Source organism: Curtobacterium sp. 314Chir4.1 (genome assembly GCF_900215175.1).
In the GTDB taxonomy this organism is placed as follows: Bacteria; Actinomycetota; Actinomycetes; order Actinomycetales; family Microbacteriaceae; genus Curtobacterium; species Curtobacterium pusillum_A.
In genome coordinates this window covers 273,355-294,961 of sequence record NZ_OCMI01000001.1, presented here as the reverse complement: position 1 = coordinate 294,961, position 21,607 = coordinate 273,355, and the positions used below count along the sequence as shown (strand labels likewise).

23 protein-coding genes are annotated in these 21,607 nt (G+C 71.3%); 4 read left to right on the top strand and 19 right to left on the bottom strand.

Annotated elements, in window-relative coordinates; genetic code table 11:
- Nucleotides 1-11 precede the first annotated feature (11 nt).
- The 3 genes from nusB to CRP27_RS01315 form a co-directional block, all read right to left on the bottom strand.
- Complete coding sequence (nusB, locus tag CRP27_RS01325; RefSeq protein WP_097178989.1) at nucleotides 12-488, bottom strand: transcription antitermination factor NusB; 477 nt, start codon at nucleotides 486-488, stop codon at nucleotides 12-14.
- An 11-nt stretch (nucleotides 489-499) separates the two neighbouring features.
- Nucleotides 500-1,063 carry an elongation factor P gene (gene efp / locus CRP27_RS01320; RefSeq protein ID WP_097178988.1) on the bottom strand — a complete coding sequence of 188 codons (564 nt, stop codon included), beginning with the start codon at nucleotides 1,061-1,063 and terminating at the stop codon, nucleotides 500-502.
- Nucleotides 1,064-1,159: 96 nt separating this feature from the next.
- Nucleotides 1,160-2,851 carry an AarF/ABC1/UbiB kinase family protein gene (locus CRP27_RS01315; protein ID WP_097178987.1) on the bottom strand — a complete coding sequence of 564 codons (1,692 nt, stop codon included), beginning with the start codon at nucleotides 2,849-2,851 and terminating at the stop codon, nucleotides 1,160-1,162.
- Nucleotides 2,852-3,287: 436 nt separating this feature from the next.
- Between CRP27_RS01315 and CRP27_RS01305 the strand changes: the two genes are divergently transcribed.
- Nucleotides 3,288-3,482 (top strand): hypothetical protein, encoded by a 195-nt coding sequence (locus CRP27_RS01305; RefSeq protein WP_097178985.1) that lies wholly within the window; start codon nucleotides 3,288-3,290, stop codon nucleotides 3,480-3,482.
- A gap of 10 nt (nucleotides 3,483-3,492) precedes the next feature.
- Here the strand turns inward: CRP27_RS01305 and CRP27_RS01300 are convergent, their stop codons facing one another.
- From CRP27_RS01300 to CRP27_RS01255, 10 genes are all read right to left on the bottom strand, one after another.
- Nucleotides 3,493-4,107 (bottom strand): deaminase, encoded by a 615-nt coding sequence (locus CRP27_RS01300; protein WP_097178984.1) that lies wholly within the window; start codon nucleotides 4,105-4,107, stop codon nucleotides 3,493-3,495.
- 65 nt (nucleotides 4,108-4,172) lie between these two features.
- Entirely contained in the window at nucleotides 4,173-5,255 is a 1,083-nt protein-coding gene (gene aroB / locus CRP27_RS01295) for a 3-dehydroquinate synthase (RefSeq protein ID WP_097179586.1), read from the bottom strand.
- Between the two features lie 20 nt (nucleotides 5,256-5,275).
- Nucleotides 5,276-5,863: a shikimate kinase gene (locus CRP27_RS01290; RefSeq protein ID WP_255257395.1), complete on the bottom strand. Its 588-nt coding sequence runs from the start codon at nucleotides 5,861-5,863 to the stop codon at nucleotides 5,276-5,278.
- On the bottom strand, nucleotides 5,860-7,080 hold the full coding sequence (gene aroC / locus CRP27_RS01285; RefSeq protein WP_079236173.1) for a chorismate synthase: 1,221 nt from the start codon (nucleotides 7,078-7,080) through the stop codon (nucleotides 5,860-5,862). The genes CRP27_RS01290 and aroC overlap by 4 nt, the downstream gene beginning before the upstream one ends.
- A 45-nt stretch (nucleotides 7,081-7,125) precedes the next feature.
- Complete coding sequence (mltG, locus tag CRP27_RS01280; RefSeq protein ID WP_255257394.1) at nucleotides 7,126-8,613, bottom strand: endolytic transglycosylase MltG; 1,488 nt, start codon at nucleotides 8,611-8,613, stop codon at nucleotides 7,126-7,128.
- A gap of 96 nt (nucleotides 8,614-8,709) precedes the next feature.
- Nucleotides 8,710-9,153 (bottom strand): Holliday junction resolvase RuvX, encoded by a 444-nt coding sequence (ruvX, locus tag CRP27_RS01275; protein ID WP_176505468.1) that lies wholly within the window; start codon nucleotides 9,151-9,153, stop codon nucleotides 8,710-8,712.
- Between the two features lie 8 nt (nucleotides 9,154-9,161).
- Entirely contained in the window at nucleotides 9,162-11,819 is a 2,658-nt protein-coding gene (gene alaS / locus CRP27_RS01270; protein ID WP_097178982.1) for an alanine--tRNA ligase, read from the bottom strand.
- Between the two features lie 44 nt (nucleotides 11,820-11,863).
- Nucleotides 11,864-12,046, bottom strand: coding sequence for a hypothetical protein (locus CRP27_RS01265; protein WP_097178981.1), 183 nt, complete (start codon nucleotides 12,044-12,046; stop codon nucleotides 11,864-11,866).
- Between the two features lie 130 nt (nucleotides 12,047-12,176).
- On the bottom strand, nucleotides 12,177-12,806 hold the full coding sequence (gene rpsD, locus CRP27_RS01260; protein WP_022905490.1) for a 30S ribosomal protein S4: 630 nt from the start codon (nucleotides 12,804-12,806) through the stop codon (nucleotides 12,177-12,179).
- 224 nt (nucleotides 12,807-13,030) lie between these two features.
- Nucleotides 13,031-14,407, bottom strand: a complete 1,377-nt coding sequence (locus CRP27_RS01255) for a replication-associated recombination protein A (protein WP_079238921.1) — start codon at nucleotides 14,405-14,407, stop codon at nucleotides 13,031-13,033.
- Between the two features lie 128 nt (nucleotides 14,408-14,535).
- Between CRP27_RS01255 and CRP27_RS01250 the strand changes: the two genes are divergently transcribed.
- Both CRP27_RS01250 and CRP27_RS01245 read left to right on the top strand, forming a co-directional pair.
- On the top strand, nucleotides 14,536-15,351 hold the full coding sequence (locus CRP27_RS01250; protein WP_097178980.1) for a peptidylprolyl isomerase: 816 nt from the start codon (nucleotides 14,536-14,538) through the stop codon (nucleotides 15,349-15,351).
- Between the two features lie 113 nt (nucleotides 15,352-15,464).
- On the top strand, nucleotides 15,465-16,697 hold the full coding sequence (locus tag CRP27_RS01245; protein WP_097178979.1) for a DUF349 domain-containing protein: 1,233 nt from the start codon (nucleotides 15,465-15,467) through the stop codon (nucleotides 16,695-16,697).
- 202 nt (nucleotides 16,698-16,899) lie between these two features.
- Here CRP27_RS01245 and CRP27_RS01240 read toward each other — a convergent pair whose 3' ends face one another.
- From CRP27_RS01240 to CRP27_RS01220, 5 genes are all read right to left on the bottom strand, one after another.
- Nucleotides 16,900-17,862, bottom strand: coding sequence for a bifunctional riboflavin kinase/FAD synthetase (locus CRP27_RS01240; RefSeq protein ID WP_097178978.1), 963 nt, complete (start codon nucleotides 17,860-17,862; stop codon nucleotides 16,900-16,902).
- 9 nt (nucleotides 17,863-17,871) lie between these two features.
- Complete coding sequence (locus CRP27_RS01235) at nucleotides 17,872-18,315, bottom strand: hypothetical protein (protein WP_097178977.1); 444 nt, start codon at nucleotides 18,313-18,315, stop codon at nucleotides 17,872-17,874.
- Between the two features lie 71 nt (nucleotides 18,316-18,386).
- Nucleotides 18,387-18,752: a hypothetical protein gene (locus CRP27_RS01230; protein WP_097178976.1), complete on the bottom strand. Its 366-nt coding sequence runs from the start codon at nucleotides 18,750-18,752 to the stop codon at nucleotides 18,387-18,389.
- The gene (truB, locus tag CRP27_RS01225; RefSeq protein ID WP_097178975.1) at nucleotides 18,749-19,690 is read right to left on the bottom strand and encodes a tRNA pseudouridine(55) synthase TruB; all 942 of its coding nucleotides are present in this window, start codon (nucleotides 19,688-19,690) and stop codon (nucleotides 18,749-18,751) included. The genes CRP27_RS01230 and truB overlap by 4 nt, the downstream gene beginning before the upstream one ends.
- Nucleotides 19,691-19,718: 28 nt before the next feature.
- The gene (locus tag CRP27_RS01220; protein WP_079236181.1) at nucleotides 19,719-20,165 is read right to left on the bottom strand and encodes a hypothetical protein; all 447 of its coding nucleotides are present in this window, start codon (nucleotides 20,163-20,165) and stop codon (nucleotides 19,719-19,721) included.
- A gap of 61 nt (nucleotides 20,166-20,226) precedes the next feature.
- On the opposite strand from CRP27_RS01220, the gene CRP27_RS01215 reads away from it, so the two are divergent.
- A complete protein-coding gene (locus CRP27_RS01215) occupies nucleotides 20,227-21,129 on the top strand; it encodes an A/G-specific adenine glycosylase (protein ID WP_217990673.1) in 903 nt (300 codons plus the stop codon).
- 9 nt (nucleotides 21,130-21,138) lie between these two features.
- Here the strand turns inward: CRP27_RS01215 and rbfA are convergent, their stop codons facing one another.
- A complete protein-coding gene (gene rbfA / locus CRP27_RS01210) occupies nucleotides 21,139-21,597 on the bottom strand; it encodes a 30S ribosome-binding factor RbfA (RefSeq protein WP_097178974.1) in 459 nt (152 codons plus the stop codon).
- Nucleotides 21,598-21,607 lie beyond the last annotated feature (10 nt).

Here is a 21,607-nt window from a genome sequence, read left to right as displayed (position 1 = left end):
CGTGGTCAACCCTACCGGGACTCCTGGTCCTCTGCGACCGTCCGACCGGACGGTGCACCGCTCGACTTCTCGCCGGGTGCGCGCCCGCCGGCGACCGCTCCGAGCACGCCGTTGACGAACCCGGCTGACTCCTCCGTCGAGAGCGACTGGGCGAGCTCGACGGCCTCGGCGATCGCCACCGCGTCGGGCACCTCGGGGTTGCAGCGGAGTTCCCAGACGCCCATGCGCAGGATGCAGCGGTCGAGCACCGGCATCCGGGCGATCGACCAGCCCTGGGCGTGCTCGACGATCACCTTGTCGAGCTCGGCCCGGTCGTCGTCGACACCCGTCACGATCTGCCGTGCGTAGTCCCAGCTGGAGGCGCGCTCCGGCTGGTCCAGGTGCCGCACGGTCTCGGTCGCGAGGACGTCCGAGATCGGCAGCTCCCGCACCTCGGCCACGTACAGCATGTCGAGGGCGCGCTTGCGGGCCTTCGAACGAGCACTCATACGGTCAGCGCCTAGGAGTTGACGCGGCCGAGGAAGCTGCCGTCGCGCGTGTCGATCTTCACCGTGGTGCCGTTCTCGAGGTACAGCGGGACCTGGATGCGGTGGCCGGTCGCGATGATGGTCGCGTCCTTGGTGCCACCCGACGAGCGGTCGCCCTGCAGGCCGGGCTCGGTCTCGACCTCGGTGACGATCGACGTGGGGAGCTCGATGTACAGCGGGTTGCCCTCGTTCATCGCGATGGTGACCATCGCGGACTCGAGCAGGAAGTTCTTGGCGTCGCCGACGACCGTCGCCGACACCGGGATCTGGTCGTACGTGTCCGTGTCCATGAACACGTACGAGTCGCCGTCCTCGTAGAGGTACTGGTAGTCGCGACGGTCGACGACCGCGGTGTCGATCTTCGCGCCGGCGTTGAAGGTGCGGTCGACGACCTTGCCCGACACGACGTTCTTGAGCTTGGTGCGGACGAACGCACCGCCCTTGCCCGGCTTGACGTGCTGGAACTCGACGACCGACCAGAGCTGCCCGTCGATGATGAGAACGGCGCCGTTCTTGATGTCAGTGGTACTGGCCATGAGTGTTCGATGTCCCGTTCGTCGTGTTGTGAAGGTCTGCGGGCGTGGGGGCCCGGTCTGCGGGCGAGAACGCCCCGGACGAGTGTAGCGGACGGCTCATTCGCGCTTCCGCGCGAGCACCGAGTCGATCGCGGCCCAGCCGAGCAGCACCACCGCCGCTCCCCCGAGCAACGCGCCGGCGACACCGGTGGAGATCACGGCGGTCGGCCGGGCCGGTGACGCCAGGTACACGATCGCCAGGATGCCCGCACCGGCGCCGAGCAGCACGAGCAGCACCCGACGGACGACGCCGTTCAGGGTGCGTCGGTCTCGTCGGTCCGCGAACAGCCGGATGTTGACCGAGAGCTTGCCGGTCTCGATCGCCTCACCGATCCGGTCCACGCGCCGGGGCAGCCGCCGTGCGGCGGACACCGCCCCGAACAGCTCGCGCACGGCAACGTCCCGGAGCTTCCCGGGGCGGAGCTGGTCCCGGATCTGCTCGCGGGCGAGGCCGCGCGACTCCTCGAGCAGGTCGAAGGACGGCGCGAGCGTGCGGAGCGTGCCCTCGAAGATCGCGAGTGCCCGGGCCGCGGCCACGAAGTCCGGCGGCGCCGTCAGCCGGTACCGACCGAACACCTCGACGGCGTCGTCCACCGTCTCGACGCCGATCCGCGCACCGGGTCCGAGCTCGTCTGCCACGAAGCGCGCGATGTCCCGGCGGAAGTCCGGCTCGTCCTGCGGGTCGCGGACCGGCGCCATCCGGAGCACGGCGTCCGCGATGCGGGAGGTGTCGTCCTGCAGGTACGCGGCGAGCAGGTCCTGCACGACGTCCCGCAGCCCGGGGTCGAGCCGGCCGACCGACCCGAAGTCGATCAGCGCGGGACGGCCGTCCGGGAGCAGGATGACGTTCCCCGGGTGGAGGTCGGCGTGGTAGATCCCGTCGAACACCACCTGCCGGAGGAACGCCCGCAGGATCGCCCGCATCGGCTCGTCGAGGTCCCGGTCGGACCGCTCGGCGCGCAGGGCACTCAGGGTGTCGCCCTCCAGGAACTCCATCACGAGCACGCGACGCCCCGACAGCTCCTCGTGCGGTGTGGGGAACACGATCTCGTCCGGCCGGGCGCTCCGGGCCTGCGCCGCCCGCAGTGCCGTCAGGTTCCGAAGCTCGGAACCGAAGTCGACCTGCCGGACGAGGTCGGCCGCGTACTGCGCCGCGACCTCCGGCACGCCGACCTGCCGCGCCTCGGCGGACCACCGAGCCATGAACCGGACGACCCGCAGGGCGATGTCGACGTCGCGCCGCACGGCGTGGTCGATCCCCGGCCGCTGCACCTTCACGGCGACCTCGGTGCCGTCCTGCAGCCGGGCGCGGTGCACCTGCGCGATCGACGCCGCGGCGACGGGTACCGGGTCGAAGGAGCGGAAGACCTCGTCGACCGGGGCGCCGAGTTCGCGTTCGAGCAGCGCGGCGACCTCGTCAGCCGGTGCCGGGGTGACGCTCCGCTGCAGGTGCGCGAGGCCCTCGGTCCACTCCTCGGGGAGCAGGTCGTCGCGCGTCGACAGCAGCTGCCCCATCTTCACGAAGCCACCACCCGCTTCCTCCAGGGCCCGGCGCAGGTGGTCGGCCTGCCGGGTCCGGAGCGCGGCGGTCGCCGGGTCGTGCGAGAAGTCGAGGCGGCGGAACGGCAGGAGCTCGTGGCGGCGGGCGATGGCGAGGAGTTCGGCGAACCGTCGGCCGCGGGACCGGAGCGTTCCGGCCGCGACGTCCGGCGAGCCGCCGAGGTCGCTCAGGCGGGGCGGGGTGGGCACGGGTCCAGTGTGCTCCCCCGGCCTGCGTGGTCGGTTCGCGTGTGGTCTGGTCCTCCACAGCCTGGAGGCGCGGCTCGGCTTCCACAGATCGGCTGACGCCCGGCGTCGGTGCGCCCCCACCGCGTCAGGCTGTCTGCATGGAGACAGCACTCATCGGGGCGGTGATCGCCGCCGCCGCGGCGGTCCTGGCGGCCGTGGTCAGTTGGTTCGGGGCGTTCCAGAACCGCCGGACCGCCGATCGCGACCACACGTGGCGGCGCCTCACGTGGGCGATCCGGCGCGCCGAGACGCAATCGGAGTACGACATCTCGAGAACTGTGCTCGAGCGGCTCATGAACGTACCGTGGGCAACGAAACCCGATCGGAACCTCGCCCGACGTGCCCTTCGGCGGCACCGGTTCGAGGCCGCCCCAGACCGAGAACCGGAGGCAGACTGATGCCGCTCTTCCGCCCGTTGCCCGATGCCCCACAGTTCAAGATCGACGGCACCGAGGAAGACGACGCGATCCTCGACGCCTGGGTGGACGGCGCGACCGTCGCGGAGTGGTACGAGGTGGAACGAACGGGCATCGTCCCGCTGTCGTTCCGGGTGAAGTGGTGGTGGCGGCGCACCCGCCGCGTGCTGCGGTGAGCCCGACGGGTCAGGCCCCGTCGCCGTTGTAGCGGGCGGTGACCCCGGACTCGACGAGCTCCCGGAAGCGGTGCAACGCGTGCTCCGCCCCGACACCGTGCTCCTGGTGGACGTCGATGCCCCTGGCGCGCAGCTGCTCCTGCCAGTCGGACGGCACCGGCCCCTCGTCGAACCCGGTGATGCGCTCGACCGTGGCGCAGTCGGCCGCGAACTCCACGGCCGACACCCCCGACCACAGGAGCGCGCCGAGGCACATCACACAGGGCTGCGCGTTCACCACGAGGGTGCGGCGCCGCCCGACGTCACGGCCGAGGTTCCACGTGCCGACCCGGGCGTGTGCGAGGCCGATCGTGACGACCTCCGCGTGCATCGACGAGACGTTCGAGTGCAGGACCAGGTTGGTGCCGATCGACAGGACGTCGCCGGACTCCTCGTCGACGACGAGCGCGGCGAAGGGGCCTCCGGTGCCCTCCTCGACGTTCCGGGTGGCCAGGTCGGTCACGAGGGCGAACCGCTCGGCGCGACCGTGCAGCTGCGTCGGTGCGGCGAGCTGCGCCGCACGGAGCCACTCGGGGACGCCGACGCGGAGCTCGGTGGGGAACGGGGCGAGGGCGGGTGCGGTCATGGCGAGGACGCTAGCGACACCCGGTTTCGCGGGTGTTTCGCGGGCGAGACGCGCCGGGAACAGTCCTAGACCCCGACCTCCTGGTAGGCGGTGAAGAGCAGGTGGTCCTCGGGGCCCTCGAGCGTGACCGGCTTGCCGACCCCGTCCAGGATGATGAACCGCAGCATGCCGGCGCGGGCCTTCTTGTCACGGCGCATCGTGGCGAGGAGGCCCTCCCAGCGGCCGAGTCCGTACGAGGTCGGGAGCTCGAGCGATTCGAGGATCGACCGGTGCCGATCGACCGTCGCGTCGTCCAGGTGGCCGGTGAGGCGCGCGAGCTCCGCGGCGAAGACCATCCCGACCGCGACCGCTGCACCGTGCCGCCACTGGTAGCGCTCCGCGTGCTCGATCGCGTGCCCGAGGGTGTGTCCGTAGTTGAGGATCTCGCGGCGGCCCTGCTCGGTGAAGTCGTCGGAGACCACCTGCGCCTTGAGCTCGATCGCGAGCTCGACGACCCGACGGAACTCCGGTGTCGACGGATCGGTGGCGCGGGCGACGTCCGCTTCGACGATGTCGAGGATCTCCGGCACGGCGATGAACCCGGCCTTCACGATCTCGGCGAAGCCGGTGAGGATCTCGTTGCGGGGCAGCGTGCGGACGAGGTCGATGTCCGCGACGACGGCACGGGGTGCGTAGAACGCGCCGACGAGGTTCTTGCCCTCGTTCGTGTTGATGCCGGTCTTGCCGCCGACGCTGGCGTCGACCATGCCGAGCACGCTCGTCGGGATCGCGACGTACGGGACACCGCGCAGCCAGGTCGCCGCGACGAAGCCGGCGAGGTCGGTGACCGCGCCCCCACCGAGCCCGATGACCGCGTCGGTCCGCGTGAAGTCGGACTGGCCCATGATCTGCCAGCAGAAGGCGGCGACCTCGACGCGCTTGGCCCCCTCGGCGTCGGGGACCTCGGCGATGAGGGCTTCGAGACCGGCGTCGACGAGCAGCTGGCGGAGGTCGTTCGCCCTCGCACCGAGTGTCGGCGCGTGCACGATGAGGACCTTCGCCACACGCGGCCCGAGCAGCGCGGGCACGGAGCCGAGCAGGCCGTTCCCGACGGCCACGACGTACCCGTCGTCCCCGCCGACGCGGATCTCGGTGGTGCCCTCCGGCAGGATCGACGGGGTCGACTCGGTCACGGTGCTCCTTCGTTGGTGGTGCTGGACGGTCCGGCGGGCCCCTCGGCCAGCCGCAACCACGCCACGACGTCGTCGACCACGTGCGACATCGGCCGGCGCGAGGTGTCGAACACCGCGTGCGCGAGCTCGGCGTAGGTGGCCGCCCGCTCGTCCATGATGGTCTGCCAGGCGTCGATGCCGCCGTTCGCGAGCAGGGGTCGGTCGCTGCCGGCGATGCGGTCGGCGACGGCCTCGGGCGAGACGGTGAGCAGGACGACGGCGGCCCCGGCCATGGCCTCACGCGTGGCTGCGTGCGTGACGGCCCCGCCGCCGACGGCGATCACGCCCCCGGTCGCCATCGCGGCCCGGACGGCCCGGGCCTCGAGCTCGCGGAACGCCGGCTCGCCGCGGTCGGCGAAGATCCCCGGGATCGGTCCGTGCTCGCGGACGATGACCCGGTCGGTGTCGGTGAACGGCACGCCGAGCGCCTTCGCGACGCGCTTGCCGACACTGGACTTGCCGGCGCCCATCGGCCCGATGATGACGACCGGTGCTGCGGGACCGGCCGACGGCGACGCCGCCGCCGGCTCGGGTGTGTGCGTCACCAGGCCGAGGTGTGCTCGGCGGCCTCGGTGCGCCGGGTGCGCAGCGTCTCCGGGATCGACGCGAGGTACGCGTCGAGGTTCCGCTTCGTCTCCACGACGTTGTCGCCGCCGAACTTCTCGAGCACGGCGTCGGCGAGGACGAGGGCGACCATCGCCTCGGCCACGACACCCGCTGCCGGGACGGCGCAGACGTCGGAACGCTGGTGGTGCGCCGAGGCGTCCTCACCCGTGGTGACGTCGACGGTGTGCAGCGCGTGCGGGACCGTCGCGATCGGCTTCATCCCGGCCCGGACGCGGAGCACGGTACCCGTGGACATGCCCCCCTCGGTGCCGCCGGCGCGGTCGGTCGTGCGGTAGATCTCGCCGTCCTCGCGGAACAGTTCGTCGTGCGCCTCGGACCCGCGACGAGCCGCGGTCGCGAAGCCGTCGCCGACCTCGACGCCCTTGATCGCCTGGATGCCCATGATCGCCGCGGCGAGCCGGGCGTCGAGACGGCGGTCCCACTGCACGTGGGAGCCGAGCCCCGGGGGCACGCCGTAGAACAGGACCTCGACGACGCCGCCGAGGGTGTCGCCGTCCTTCTTGGCCGCCTCGACCTCGGTCACCATGCGGGCCGAGGTCTCGGCGTCGAAGCAGCGCAGCTGGTCGTCGTCGAGCCGGTCGACGTCGTCGGGCAGCGGCAGCGCGGTGCCGTCCGGGACCCGGACGGTCCCGACCTGCAGGGTGTGCGCGACCGACCGGATGCCGAGCTCGGCCAGGAAGGACTTCGCGACGGCACCGAGCGCCACCCGGGCCGCGGTCTCGCGGGCAGAGGCGCGCTCGAGGATCGGCCGGGCCTCGTCGAAGCCGTACTTCTGCATGCCGACCAGGTCCGCGTGTCCGGGACGCGGTCGGGTCAGCGGTGCACTGCGACCGCGTGAGATCTCGGTCTGCTCGACGGGCTCGGGGTTCATGACCTCGACCCACTTCGGCCACTCGGTGTTGCCGATGCGGATCGCGATCGGGCTGCCCAGGGAGTACCCGTGACGGACGCCGCCGGAGACGTGGAGTTCGTCCTGCTCGAACTTCATGCGGGAGCCGCGGCCGTAGCCGAGCTTGCGACGCGCGAGATCGGTACGGATGGACTCGAACGACACCGGGACACCCGCGGGCAGACCCTCGAGCATCGCGATCAGTTCGGGTCCGTGGGACTCACCAGCAGTCAACCAACGAAGCATGGTGTCCATCTTCCCACAGCGCCGACCCGTGCGACGCGCCCCCGACTACTGGTAGTCGGGGTGCGCGCGCAGCCATGCCTGGAACTCCTTCACGGCCACCTGGTGCTGGGCGTAGGTGTCCGAGAAGACCGTCTCGCCCGTCTCGAGGTTCACCGTCACGAAGTACTCCCAGTTGCCCGTCGCCATCTTCGTCACGGCGTTGATCGCGACGTCGCCGGGGTTCGAGATCGGTGCCGGCGGGAGGCCCTCGTGCACGTAGGTGTTGTACTTGTTCGACGCGTCGGCGCGCTCGGCGTCGGTGGTCGTGACGGTGTGCGTGTTGCCGGTGCCGTACGCCACGGTGGCGTCGGACTGCAGGAGCATCCCCTTGTCGAGGCGGTTCTGGAAGACCCGCGCGACCTTCGGGTAGTCGGCCGCGAGTCCGGCTTCCTTCTGCACGAGCGACGCGAAGACGATCACATGCTCCTGGTCGGCCTCGGCGACACCGGCAGCGGCGAGGTGCTCCTTCATCGTGTCGACCATCGACTTGAAGTACTGCGTGGCCGTCCACCCGGGGTTGATCGGGTAGGTCGCGGGGAACAGCCAGCCCTCGAGCGTCGTGACGTTCGCCGGCAGGCCGTAGGCGGAGAGGTCCTTCGCCGCGGCGTCGACCTCGGCCGCCGTGAGTCCGGCCTTCGACACCATGCCGGCCTCGATGTCCTTGAGGGCCGTGCCCTCGGGGATGACGATCGACGCCTGCACGTGGTTCTTCGAGTCCTGCAGCGCTGCGAGGGCCGACTTCGAACTCATCTCCTTCTTGAGGGAGTACGAACCCGGCTGGAACTGCACGTCCGGCGACGCGAGCAGCAGCTTGTAGAAGACCTTCGAGTCCTTCACGACGCCGCTGCGCTGCAGCGTCTTCGCGACGTCCTCGCCGATGTCGCCCTCCTTGATCGTGATGGTCACCTTGCTGGTGCCGCTGCCCGTGTAGTCGTCGGGCTCCTGCTTGCCGCTGATGGCGGCGATGACCTGCTGCACCTTCGGCGCCGCGAACGCGTACGCCGAGACGCCGGCGCCGAGGACCACCGCGACGATCACGATGCCGGCGACCAGCGGCCCGCGGCGGCGGCGACGCGGCTCACGGGGCTCGCGGGGCGCCCTGGAGGCTCCCTCGCGTCCGCCGCGACCGCCGCGTCCGTCGTCTCCCGTGCCTCCAGGGCCGTCGTCACCCTGGTCAGGTCCGCGCGTGCCCGTGTCGTCGGTCGTGCTGCCGCTCGCGGCAGCGCGCTGGTCGTCGTCGACGTGCAGTTCACCGGTGAGCAGCGCGTGCACCTCCGGGTGGAGGCCCGCGGGCGTCGGAGCGGCGGGCGCCGCGTCGGCCGGAGCCGGTGCGTCGGCGGCACGTGTCCGAGCGGCCTCAGCCGCGGCCTCGGCTGCTCGGGCCTCGCGGCGGGACATCGGTCGTGCGGTGGCCTCGCGGGCGGAAGTCGTCTTCCGCCCCTCGGCGTCGTTGCCGGGCGCGATGATCGCGTTCCAGTCCAGGTCGTCTGCCAACGGTCCTCGGTCTCTCGGTCGGGAACTCCGCCTGGGCTACGGTGCTGGGCGACGGTGTGGCAGCCGCGGTCAGGGGAACGGTGCTGGGACGCACTGTCAGGGGAGCGTGGCCCCCGGTGGGGCACTGGACGCACGCTCGTGGTCGAGCGCGTGTTGCAGAATGATAACAGCGGCCGCTTGGTCGATCACGGCGCGGGACTTCTTGGTGTTCTTGCCGGCCTGGTGCAGGCCCCGCTGCGCCGTCACCGTCGACAGCCGTTCGTCCACGAGCCGGACGGGCCGGTGCTCGGCGAGACGCTCGGCGAACGCGCGCGCGTCGGCCGTCGACGGGGTGTCCGCGCCGGACATCGACAACGGGAGGCCGACGACGATCTCGAGGACGTCGTACTCCTCGGCGATCTCGGCGATCCGCCGCACGTCGGTGGCGTCCTTCCGGGCGACCGTCTCGACGGGCGTCGCGAGGAGTCCGTCACGGTCGCACACGGCGACACCGATCCGGGCCCGTCCGACGTCGACGCCGAGCCGGCGCCCGGATCGGATCGCCACGGTCAGGCCGCGAGCCGGTCGGTCACCGCACGCAGCGCGGCCGGGAGCGCCGACGCGTCGGTGCCACCGCCCTGCGCGAGGTCCGGCTTGCCGCCACCGCCACCGCCGAGGACGCCGGCGGCCTCCTTCGCGAGCGGACCGGCCTGGACGCCGGCCGCACGGGCAGCGTCGTTGGTGGCCACGATGACCACGGGCTTGTCGTTGATGACGGCGCCCAGGACGACCACGGCAGCGCCGTCACCGAGCTGACCGCGGACGCCGGTCACGAGCGCGCGGAGGTCGTCGCCGGACTGCAGGCCGTCGACCGACTCGGCGACCACGGTGGTCGCGCCGACGGTCGTGGCCTGCCGTGCGATCGACGGCACGCGCTGCTGCAGGTTCGCCGACTCGAACTCGGCGATGCGCTTCTGCGCGGTCCGGAGGTCCTCCATCAGGGACTGCACACGGGTCGGGAGGTCGGCACGAGGGGCCTTGAGGGCGCTCGACAGCTGCGACACGATGGTGCGCTCGACGGCGAGGTCCCGGAAGCCCTCGAGTCCGACGAGGGCCTCGACGCGGCGGTTGGTCGACCCGACGCTCGACTCCCCCACCAGGTTGACGAGACCGACCTGCGCGCTCGACGCCACGTGCGTGCCACCGCAGAGCTCGCGCGACCAGGGGCCGCCGATGTCCACCATGCGGACCTCGGAACCGTACTTCTCGCCGAACAGCGCCTGCGCGCCGAGGGACTTCGCCTCGTCGAGCGGGAGCACCCGCGTCGAGACCTCGAGGTCGGAGCGGATCGCGGTGTTCACGACCTCCTCGATCTCGGAGCGGGTCTCGGTGGAGACGGGCTGCGACCACGAGAAGTCGAGGCGCATGTAGCCGGACTTGTTGTAGGACCCGGCCTGGAGCGCCTCCGGGCCGAGGATGTCGCGCAGTGCGGCGTTCACGAGGTGCGTCGCCGAGTGGGCCTGGGTCGCACCGCGGCGGTACTCCGCGTCGACGACGGTGGTCGCCGGGGCGCCGACGGCGACCTCGCCGGAGCGGACCTGCACGGTGTGGCTCCAGAGACCCGCGACGGGACGCTGGACGTCGAGGACCTCGAGGTCGAACCCGTTGCCGACGATCGAGCCCTGGTCGGCGTCCTGGCCGCCGGACTCCGCGTAGAGGGAGGTCTCACCGAGGATGACCTCGGCGATGTCGCCCGCCACCGCACGGTCGACGCTGACGCCGCCCACGATGATGCCGAGCACGTTCGTCTCGGCCTCGAGTGCGTCGTAGCCGAGGAAGACCGTCTCGCCCTTCGCCCGGAACGCGCTGTACACGCTGAGGTCGGCGAGGGCCGTCTTCTTGCTCTTCGCGTCCGCCTTCGCGCGGGCACGCTGCTCGGACATGAGGGTCTCGAACGCGGAACGGTCGACCTGCACGCCCGCTTCCTCCGCCATCTCCATCGTGAGGTCGATGGGGAAGCCGAAGGTGTCGTGGAGCAGGAACGCCGTGTCGCCACCGATCGACGGCGCACCGTCCTGCTTGGCGCGCTCGACGGCGACGTCGAGGATCGTGGTGCCCTGCGCGAGCGTGCGGAGGAAGGTCTCCTCCTCCGCGTAGGCGATCCGGGCGATGCGGTCGTAGTCCGACGCGACCTCGGGGTACGCCTCGCGCATGGCGTCACGCGACGCCGGGAACAGGCGGGGGAACGTCGCGTCCTCGACGCCGAGCAGGCGCATCGCGCGCACGGTCCGGCGGAGCAAGCGGCGGAGGATGTACCCGCGGCCCTCGTTCGACGGGCTGACGCCGTCGGCGATGAGCATGAGGGACGACCGGACGTGGTCGGCGATGACGCGCATGCGGACGTCGTCCTCGTGCACGGCACCGTACTGCCGGCCGGAGATCGCCGCGGCCTGGTCGAGGACCGGACGGACCTGGTCGATCTCGTACATGTTGTCGACGCCCTGCTTGATGAACGCGACGCGCTCCAGGCCCATGCCGGTGTCGATGTTCTTGTTCGGCAGCTCGCCCGTGATCTCGAAGTCGTACTTCGAGCGGACGTCGGCGATCTGGTACTGCATGAACACGAGGTTCCAGATCTCGACGTAGCGGTCGTCGTCGGTCGCCGGGCCGCCGTCGATGCCGTACTCGGGACCGCGGTCGAAGAAGATCTCCGAGCAGGGACCCGCCGGGCCGGGCTGCCCGGTCGACCAGTAGTTCGTGTCCTTGCCGAGGCGCTGGATGCGCTCCTCGGGCAGCGACGAGTGCTGCTTCCAGAAGGCGATCGCCTCGTCGTCGTCCTCGTAGACGGTCACCCACAGGTCGTCGGGCGAGAAGCCCAGGCCGCCGTCGGACTCCGGCTTCGTCAGGAACTCCCAGGCGAACTGGATCGCCTGCTCCTTGAAGTAGTCGCCGAACGAGAAGTTGCCGTTCATCTGGAAGAACGTGCCGTGCCGCGGGGTCTTGCCGACCTCTTCGATGTCGTTCGTGCGGATGCACTTCTGCACGCTCGTCGCACGCGGGTACGGCGCGGGGACGAGCCCGGTCAGGTACGGGATGAACGGCACCATGCCGGCGACCGTGAACAGGAGCGACGGGTCGTCCGAGACGAGCGAGGCGGACGGGACGACGGTGTGGCCGCGGTCACCGAAGAACTGGAGCCAACGGCGGCGGATCTCTGCGGTCTGCATGGTGCTTCCTGGTTTCAGGTCGTGTGCGTGGGAGAGGGCGTCGGTCAGGCGTCGGTGCGGAGCTCGGCCTCGCGAGAGCGGTAGCCCTCGGCGACGGCACCCCGGAAGGCTTCCGCGCGAGCGTTCACGTCGGCGAAGAACCGTGCACCACCGGGGGTGTTCGCGACCTTGTGCGCGACGGCGAACCCGATGACGACGCCGACGGCGACGAAGAACAGCTGCTTCACGGTGCCTCTCCCTCTTGTGCACGCGAGCGGTGCGTGCCCAGACGATCTTACCGACGACACCGGCCGCGAACGCCGAACGGCGGGCCGCCCTCGTGAGAGGACGACCCGCCGTTCGGGTGTGATCAGTGGATCAGCGAGCTGCGTAGTACTCGACGACGAGCTGCACTTCACAGGTCACGGGGACCTCGGCGCGCTTCGGACGACGGGCCAGGCGAGCCTGGAGCTTGTCGATCTCGACCTCGAGGTAGCCCGGGACCTTCGGCAGGACTTCCTGGTGCCCACCGGCGGCGGCGACCTGGAACGGCTCGAGGGACTCGGAGCGCTGCTTCACGTGGATGAGCTGCCCCTCCTTCACGCGGAAGGACGGACGGTCGACGAGCTTGCCGTCGACGAGGATGTGACGGTGCACGATCAGCTGACGTGCCTGCGCGGTGGTGCGGGCGAAGCCGGCACGGAGCACGAGGGCGTCGAGGCGCTGCTCGAGGAGCTCGACCAGGTTCTCACCGGTCAGGCCCTTCGTCTTGCGGGCCTCTTCGAAGACGATGCGGAGCTGCTTCTCGCGGATGCCGTACTGGGCGCGCAGACGCTGCTTCTCACGGAGACGGACGGCGTAGTCGCTGTCCGCACGACGGCGGGTGCGGCCGTGCTCACCGGGGCCGTAGGGGCGCTTCTCGAGGTAACGGGCCGCCTTCGGCGTCAGCGGGATGCCGAGCGCGCGCGAAAGGCGGGTCTTGCTGCGGGTGCGTGACTTGGTAGACACAGGGTCCTTTTCTCTGTACTGAACTGAACTGATCGCCGGCCACCGCACGCGCACGTGTGGTCGAACCCGACGAAGGGATCCAGAGGGATGAGCCTGTGGGATCGGACGGCTACAGTCCGAACCTCTGCCCCCGTGCCACCGGAGTGACACTCTGTCCTCGACGCAGCCGTGCTCGAGGACCAGGACGTAGGCCCGGTAATGCTAGCAGGAACTCGACCCGCGTACTACTCGCCCCGGGTGATCTTCCGGAGCCGTTCGAGCCGCGGACCGACCTCGCGCTCGAAGCCGTTCGCCGTCGGGGTGTAGTACTCGGTGCCCTCGAGCGCGTCGGGGAGGTACTGCTGCTCGGCGACCCCGTGCTCGGCGTCGTGCGAGTACACGTAGCCCTTGCCGTGTCCGAGCCGCTTCGCCCCGGGGTAGTGGGCGTCCCGGAGGTGCATCGGGACGACCCCGAGCCGTCCGGCCTTGACGTCGGCGATGGCGGCGTTGACCCCGTTGTACGCGGCGTTCGACTTCGGCGCGGTCGCCAGGTACACGACGGCCTCGGCCAGCGGGATCCGTCCCTCGGGCATGCCGATGAGCTGGACGGCCTGCGCCGCGGCGACGGCGATCGGCAGCGCCTGCGGGTCGGCCATGCCGATGTCCTCCGACGCGGAGATGATGATCCGCCGCGCGATGAACCGCGGGTCCTCGCCGGCCTCGATCATCCGGGCAAGGTAGTGCAGCGCGGCGTCGACGTCGCTCCCCCGTACGGACTTGATGAACGCGCTGATGACGTCGTAGTGCTCGTCGCCCTGCCGGTCGTAGCGCAGGAGCGCACGGTCCACCGCAGCCGCGACGGTGTCGGCGTCGATGACCGGGACGGTGTCCACGCCGTCGAGGGCGTCGTCGCCGTCGTCGTCGGCCTGGGCGGCCACGGCCGAGGACGCTGCGGCCTCGAGTGCGGTGAGGGCCCGTCGGGCGTCGCCCGACGACAGCCGGACGATGGCACTGCGGGCCTCGTCCCCGAGCACGACCGACCCGCCGAGCCCGCGGGGGTCCTCCACCGCACGGTCGACGAGCATGCCGAGGTCCTCGTCGGTGAGGGGCTTGAGCGTCAGCAGGAGGGACCGGGACAGCAGCGGCGAGATCACCGAGAACGAGGGGTTCTCGGTCGTCGCGGCGATGAGGATCACCCAGCCGTTCTCGACGCCGGGCAGGAGTGCGTCCTGCTGGGCCTTGCTGAAGCGGTGGATCTCGTCGAGGAACAGGACCGTGGTCGAGCCGTAGAGGTCGCGGTGCGTGAGGGCCTTCTCCATGACCTCGCGCACGTCCTTCACGCCGGCGGTCACCGCGGAGAGCTCCACGAACTCGCGGCCGGACTGCCGGGCGATCGCCTGGGCCAGGGTCGTCTTGCCGGTGCCGGGCGGCCCCCAGAGGATCACCGAGACACCGCCGGGGTTGTCGCGCGTGCCCGTCGCGAGCTGCACGAGCGGGCTGCCACGGCCGAGCAGGTGCTGCTGGCCGGCGACCTCGTCGAGGCTGGTCGGGCGCATCCGGACCGCGAGCGGGACGGAACCCTGCGCGAGCCCGGCGCGACCGCCGGTGGTGGGCGCACGCATGCCCGAACGGTCCGCTGCCATGCACCCAATCGTAGGCCGACCCACTGACAGGGGCGTGCCTCCAGGGCTGTGACGGTGCGGGTTCTAGTACGCTCGTCGCACACTCGACGAGAGGTACGACCAGCACCGTGGCACCGAAGAACCAGGCGCGTGACAACCGCGAGGCGCGCGAGCGCCTCCGCCTCTACAAGGCCCGTCAGGGGCTGCACGACCGGCAGCGGCGCCGTCGCCTGCGGGACAACCTCGTCGGTGCAGGGGTGCTCGTCCTCGTCGCCGCCCTGGCCACCGGGTCGCAACTCGCGTTCGCCGGCTCGCAGGGGTCCGGCAAGAAGACCGACGCCAGCGCCAGCGCGACGGCCACGCCGACCCCCTCGGCCAGCGCCACCGCCGCGAACACCGGCGACGTCCCGAGCAAGTCGATCGCGAAGGACTCCACCTGGACCGGGTCCCTCACGCTCAACAAGGACGTGAAGCTCGGCATCGAGCTCGACGGGAAGAAGGCACCGCAGGCGGCGAGTGTCGAGATCAAGCTCATCCAGGAGCAGTTCTACAACGGCACCACCTGCCACCGGCTCGCCGACAGCGACGGGTTCCGGTTCCTGCAGTGCGGGTCCGCGAACGGCGACGGCACGGGCGACGCCGGGTTCCAGTACGGCCCGCTCGAGAACGTCCCGAGCGACGGCGAGTACGAGAAGGGCACCATCGCGATCGCCCGCAGCTCGTCCGCGTACTCGCAGACGACGCAGTTCTTCATCGTCTACGGCGACACCACGCTCGACGGCTCGACCGGCGGGTACACCGTCGTCGGGAAGGTCACGAGCGGCCTCGACGAACTCGAGTCGAAGATCACGTCGAAAGGCATCTCCTCGGCCGGCAGCGACGGCACCGGCGAGCCGAAGGTGACGACGAAGATCACCGGCGCGACGATCGAGCAGGAGAAGTAGTCCACAGGCGCGCTGTCCGGGCGGGTCGCAGAGGCCGTCCGTGCAATAGGCTGACGACCTGACCGTGCCGACGGCGACGTCGGTGATGCACTACCACGATCGAGGCGAGACCTGTGGGATCTGACGAAGCAACGACCTGGGGGCGGGTCGACGAGAACGGGACGGTGTACGTCCGGTACGAGGACACCGAGAAAGCCGTCGGTGAGTACCCGGACGCAACGCCCGACGAAGCCCTCGCCTACTTCGCGCGGAAGTACGCCGACCTCGAGGGGCAGGTGAAGATCGCCGAGCAGCGCGTCCAGCGCGGAGCATCGGCGAACGACGTCGCCCGCACGGTCGAGCACCTCCAGGCCCTCGTGGCCGAGGCCCGCGTCGTCGGTGACCTCAAGTCGCTCGAGACCCGTGTCGGCGCACTCACCGAACAGCTCGGCTCCCTGACCAAGGAGCAGGCAGAGCAGGCACAGCAGGCCCTGGCCGACGCGCTCGCGCACCGTGCCGCACTGGTCGAGGAAGCCGAGGCACTGGCAGCCGTCGACCCGGCTCGTGCGCAGTGGAAGCAGATCACCGCGCAGCTCGACGACGTGTTCGCCCGGTGGCAGCAGCACCAGCACGACGGCCCGCGCATCCCCAAGAACGAGGCGAACGAGCTCTGGAAGCGGTTCCGTGCCGCCCGCTCGACGGTCGACCAGCACCGTCGCGCGTTCTACTCGGAGCTCGACGCCCAGCACCGTGACGCACGCAACCGCAAGCAGGAGCTCGTCCAGCAGGCCGAGGCGCTCGCACCCCGCGGTTCGGACGCGATCCCGGCCTACCGGGAGCTCCTCGACGACTGGAAGCAGGCGGGTCGCGCCGGCAAGCGCCACGACGACGCGCTCTGGGCCCGGTTCAAGGCCGCGGGTGACGTGCTGTTCGAGCAGCGTCACGCCGAGAGCGCTGCCGAGAACGAGGAGTTCTCCGGCAACCTCGAGGCCAAGCAGGCCCTGCTGACCGAGGCCGAGCCGCTGCTGCAGGCGACCGACCGGGTCGCCGCGCGTCGCACCCTCACGGACATCCAGCGTCGCTGGGACGAGATCGGCAAGGTCCCGCGCGGCGACGTCCGCCGCATCGAGGACCGGCTGCGTGCCGTCGAGGACCACGTGCGCTCGCTGGAGGACCAGCACTGGAAGGCGTCCGACCCGGAGCGCAAGGCCCGTCAGACGGGGCTCGCGAGCCAGCTCGAGGACGCGATCGGCAAGCTCGAGTCGGAGCTCGCCGAGGCCCAGGCGTCCGGCGACGCCCGCAAGATCAAGGACGCGCAGGAAGCGCTCGACGCCCGCAAGATCTGGCTCGACGCGCTCGGCGGCTGATCCGACCCCGTACGACGAAGCCCCCGCGACCGGCCGGTCGCGGGGGCTTCGTCGTACGGCGAGGCGCGCGGCGCGCGGCATGCGCAGTGTGCGAGGTTCCGTGCACGGTACGACCCAGATGCCCTCGCACGATGCGCGGAACCTCGCACCGTGGCGGAGCGACCGCGCACAGCACCGGAGCGACCTGCGAGCCCGCCCGGTGTCAGACGACCGCGGGCAGGCCCAGGAGCGTCCGGATGTCGCGGTCGTCCTGGCGCATCTGCGCGGCGAGCTCGTCCATCGAGTCGAACTTCACCATGCCCCGGACGTAGGAGACGAACAGGACGGAGATCGTCTCGTCGTACAGGTCGATGTCGACGTCGAGCAGGTGCGCCTCGATCTGCTTCGCCGGCACCCCCTCGAACGTCGGGTTGTTGCCGACCGACACCGCTGCCGGGTACACCGTGCCGTCGTGCAGGACCCGGGCGGCGTACACACCGTCGGCCGGGACGAAGCCCTCGCACGCCGGGTCGAGGTTGGCGGTCGGGTACCCCATCGCCCGACCGCGCTCGTTGCCGTGCACGACGACGCTGCGGACGGCGTGCTCGCGACCGAGGAGCCGTGCGGCCTCGGCGACCCGGCCGTCCCCGAGGAGCTCACGGATCCACGTCGACGAGACGCGTCGCTCGCCGTCCGGCCGGACGTCGTCCACCAGGTCGACGTCGTCGATGAGCTCGACGGTGAACCCGTGCTGCTCCCCCAGCGCGCGCAGCAGGGTGACGTCGCCGGCACCCTTGGCGCCGAAGCGGAAGTCGCTGCCGACGAAGACGAGTCGGGCGTGCAGGGTGTCGACGAGGATCTCGGACACGAACGCCTCTGGCGCCTTCGACTGCAGCTCGTGGTCGAAGCGGAGGAGCAGCGTGGCGTCGACCCCGACCTCGTCGAGGAGCTCACGGCGCTGCGCGATGCTCGTCAGGGCTGGCGGCACCTTGCCCGGCTCGATGACGCTGAGCGGGTGCCGGTCGAACGTCACGACCGTGGACACGAGGTCGTGCTCTCGGGCGGCGCGCTCGAGGTGGGCGATGACCGCGCGGTGTCCCACGTGCACGCCGTCGAACTTGCCGATGGTCACGGCGCTCGGCCCGAAGCCCTGCGCCACGTCGGCGATGTCGTCGTAGTACTGCATGCCGCTCCCCTACTCGCCGGCCGTCACGCCGGACGGCGCCGGCTCGGTGGCGACGGCGGTCCGGTGGTGCTTCCGCAGCCACCACAGTCCGGCCGCGGGCAGCACGAGCGGGGCGAAGGCGTAGCCCATGCCGTAGTAGGACCAGATGGTGTCGTCGGGGAACAGCGCACGGTCGAACAGCGACAGGGTCCCGATGACGAGCACACCGGTCATCTCGAACACGATCGTCACGCAGGCGACCCGGTACCAGAAGCGCCCGGGGGCGATGAGGGCGATCATCGCGACGATGTACACCACGGCCGCGATGGCGCTCAGCGTGTACGCGAACGGCGCGAAGTCGAACTTCTCGATGATCTGGACGACGCTGCGTCCGGTCGCCGCGAGCGCGAGGATGCCGTACACGGCGATGAGGACGCGGCCGATGCCCGTCGCGAGTGAGGATCTGGTCGCCATTGCACCGATTCTACCGACGCCGGGCGGGACGGATGACGCACCGCGACGATCGGCTCGACCCGGCCCCGGGGTCAGTTCAGGGCGAACCAGATCTGGTACATCCGGTAGACCATGACCGCGACGGTGAACGCGCCGGCACCGAGGACGACGGTGCTCCACTTCGTCCGGTCGATGAGCGCCCAGACGATGGTGGCCGGCGGCACGAGCAGCACCGACACCGCGTACACGCCGAACTCGAGGCCGTTGCCCTTCGGCGCACTGCCGACGGCGGGGAGCACGAGGGAGATGACGCCCTGCGCCAGCAGGAGCAGCTCGACCAGGACGAGCGACCCGACCGTGTAGTCGTTGGGCTTCCACCCGATGAAGCCGACGACCACCGCGAACAGGCCCGCCACGACCGCGATGACGAGCTGCACCCACATGAACCACTCGATCACGCGCGCACCCCCGTCGGGGTCGGGAAGTTCGTGATGACCCGGAGCAGCCCGCGCCGGACGGACACGAGGCCGACGAGGCGGTCGTCGTCCGCGGCGACCGCGGCCACGGGGCCGTCCGAGTCGGGGTGGTCGGCGGCGACGCGCTTGCCGTCGGTGAGGTCCTTCGCCGCCGCGGCGTCGAGGGTCACCGACGAGAAGAGGCGTCGGGCGACGTCGGCGGGACGGGCGAGGGCAGCCCGGACGTCGACGGACTCGTCCTCCAGGTCGATCGCGTCGTCGACGTCGAACGGCCCGACCTCGGTGCGCCGGAGCGCGGTCAGGTGGGCACCGGTGCCGAGCGCGGCGCCGACGTCACGCGCGAGCGCCCGGACGTAGGTGCCGGAGGAGCAGGTGACGACCACGTCGAGGTCGACCACCGCCACGTCGGCGCCGTCCACCGAGACGACCCGGTCGTTCCGACCGGTCACGTCGAACCGGGAGACCGTCACCGCGCGCGACTTCATGACGACGTCCTCGCCCTTGCGCGCGAGGTCGTACGCACGCCGGCCGTCGACCTTGATCGCACTGACCGTCGACGGCACCTGCTCGATCGCACCGCGCTGCGCCGCCACGGCCGTCTCGACCGCGGCGTCCGAGACGTCGGCGGACGCGGTGCCGACGGCCACGGTCGGCGTGCCGTCCGCGTCGTCGGAGTCCGTGGAGACGCCCAGGCGGATCGTCGCCGTGTAGGTCTTGCCGAGGCCGACGAGGTGCGTCAGCAGTCGGGTCGACGAGCCGATGCCGAGGAGCAGCAGGCCGGTCGCCATCGGGTCGAGGGTGCCGGCGTGGCCGACCTTCTTCAGACCCAGCCGACGCCGTGCGATCGAGACGACCCGGTGGCTGGAGATCCCCTGCGGCTTGTCGACGAGGAGGATGCCGTCGGGCGCGGTTTCGAGCACCAGAGGAGATTACCAGCGGTCGGGCCCGTCAGCAGGCGTCGTTCCACTCCCGGCGGGGGTGCTCGGGGTCGGTGACGTCGAGCACGGCGGAGGCCGCGATCTTGACGTCCGCCCGGCGCTCGAGCCGGCCCGACTCCTGCTCGACCCACAGCGACCAGCGCCAGAGCCGGTGGGCACCGTGGGCCAGCACCCCGTGCCCGTGCACCACGAGGACACCCGGGCCCTCGCCGGTGGACCGGAACGGCGCGACGAGGTCGGATCGCAGCGCGTCGACGTCACTCGACGGGGCGGCGGCGGCCATCGCGGACACCCCGTGCTGCTGGAAGCCGTCGACGAGGCCGGACGCCACGCGCTCGAGGTCGACGCCGTCCTGGCCGTCGATGCCGACGACGGTCCGGTTCGTGCCGACCTGTGCGATCACCTCGGCCGCGATCGCGGCCATGGTGTCGGTCTCCTGGGGTGCCCAACGTGCCATGTGTCCACCGTAGGCTGTCGTGGTGAACGCGAGTCGTGCCTCCCGACCGAATGTGGACAACGTGCCCCGTCCACAGGACGCGACCCCGGCACCGGACATCGCGACACCGCTCATCGCCTGGTTCCGCGCCGAGGCGCGGGACCTGCCCTGGCGCCGCGCCGGTTTCCCGGCGTGGGGCACGCTGGTCAGCGAGATCATGCTGCAGCAGACGCAGGTGGCGCGCGTCATCCCCCGCCTGGAGGCATGGCTCACCCGGTGGCCGACGCCTGCGGACCTCGCGGCCTCACCCCCGGCGGACGCGGTGCGCGCCTGGGACCGGCTCGGCTACCCGAGACGGGCGCTCGCGCTGCACGCGGCCGCGACCGCGATCGCCGAGCAGCACGCCAACGTGGTGCCCCGCGACGTCGCGGCGCTGCTCGCGCTGCCCGGCATCGGCGACTACACGGCTCGCGCCGTCGCGGTCTTCGCGTACGGCGACCGGCACCCGGTCGTCGACGTGAACGTCCGACGGGTGCTCGCGCGCGCCCTGCTCGGCCAGGGCGAACCCGGCCCGGCGAAGGTGAAGCAGGACCTCCCGCTGATGGAGTCGGTGCTGCCGGACGACCGCGACGACGCCGCAGCGACGAACGCCGCCGTGATGGAGCTCGGCGCACTCGTCTGCGTCGCCCGCTCCCCCGCGTGCGACGCGTGCCCGATCGCGGACCGCTGCGCGTGGCGGGCCGCCGGGTACCCGGAGCACGAGGGACCGCGGGCACCGAAGCAGGCGAAGTTCGCCGGCAGCGACCGGCAGGTGCGCGGCCTGATCATGGCAGAGCTCCGCGCGAGCGACGTCCCCGTCACGCGGGACGAGATCGAACCGGTCTGGCCCGACGCCGAGCAGCGGGACCGGGCGCTCGCGTCGCTCCTGCGCGACGGACTGGCCGTCGGGGACGACGCGAGCGGCTACCGGTTGCCCGAGGGCTGACCGGACGGGTCAGGCGCGCGCCTCGTCGGCGTCGTCCTCGTCCTCGTCCTCGTCGTCGTGCTTGTACGGATCGGCGTCACCGGCGTAGCTCGCACCGGCCGCGGCGGCACGGACCTGCTCGTCGCGCACCTGGGCCTGCACGAGCAGGTCCTCCATGTGCGCCGACGTCTCCGGCAGGGCGTCGGCGATGAACTCGAGCGACGGGGTGAGCCGCGCCGTGATGTTCTTGCCGACCTCCGAACGGAGCATGCCCGTCGCGGCCTTGAGTGCGGCGGCCGAGTCGGCACGCTCCTCGTCGGTGCCGTACACCGTGTAGAAGATCGACGCGTGCTGCAGGTCACCGGTCACGCGGACGTCGGTGATCGTCACGAACCCGAGCCGCGGGTCACGCAGACCCTTGTCGAGTCGGCGTGCGACGACTTCCTTGATGCGGTCCGCCATCTTGCGTGCGCGCTGCGGATCGGCCATGGGTGCCTCC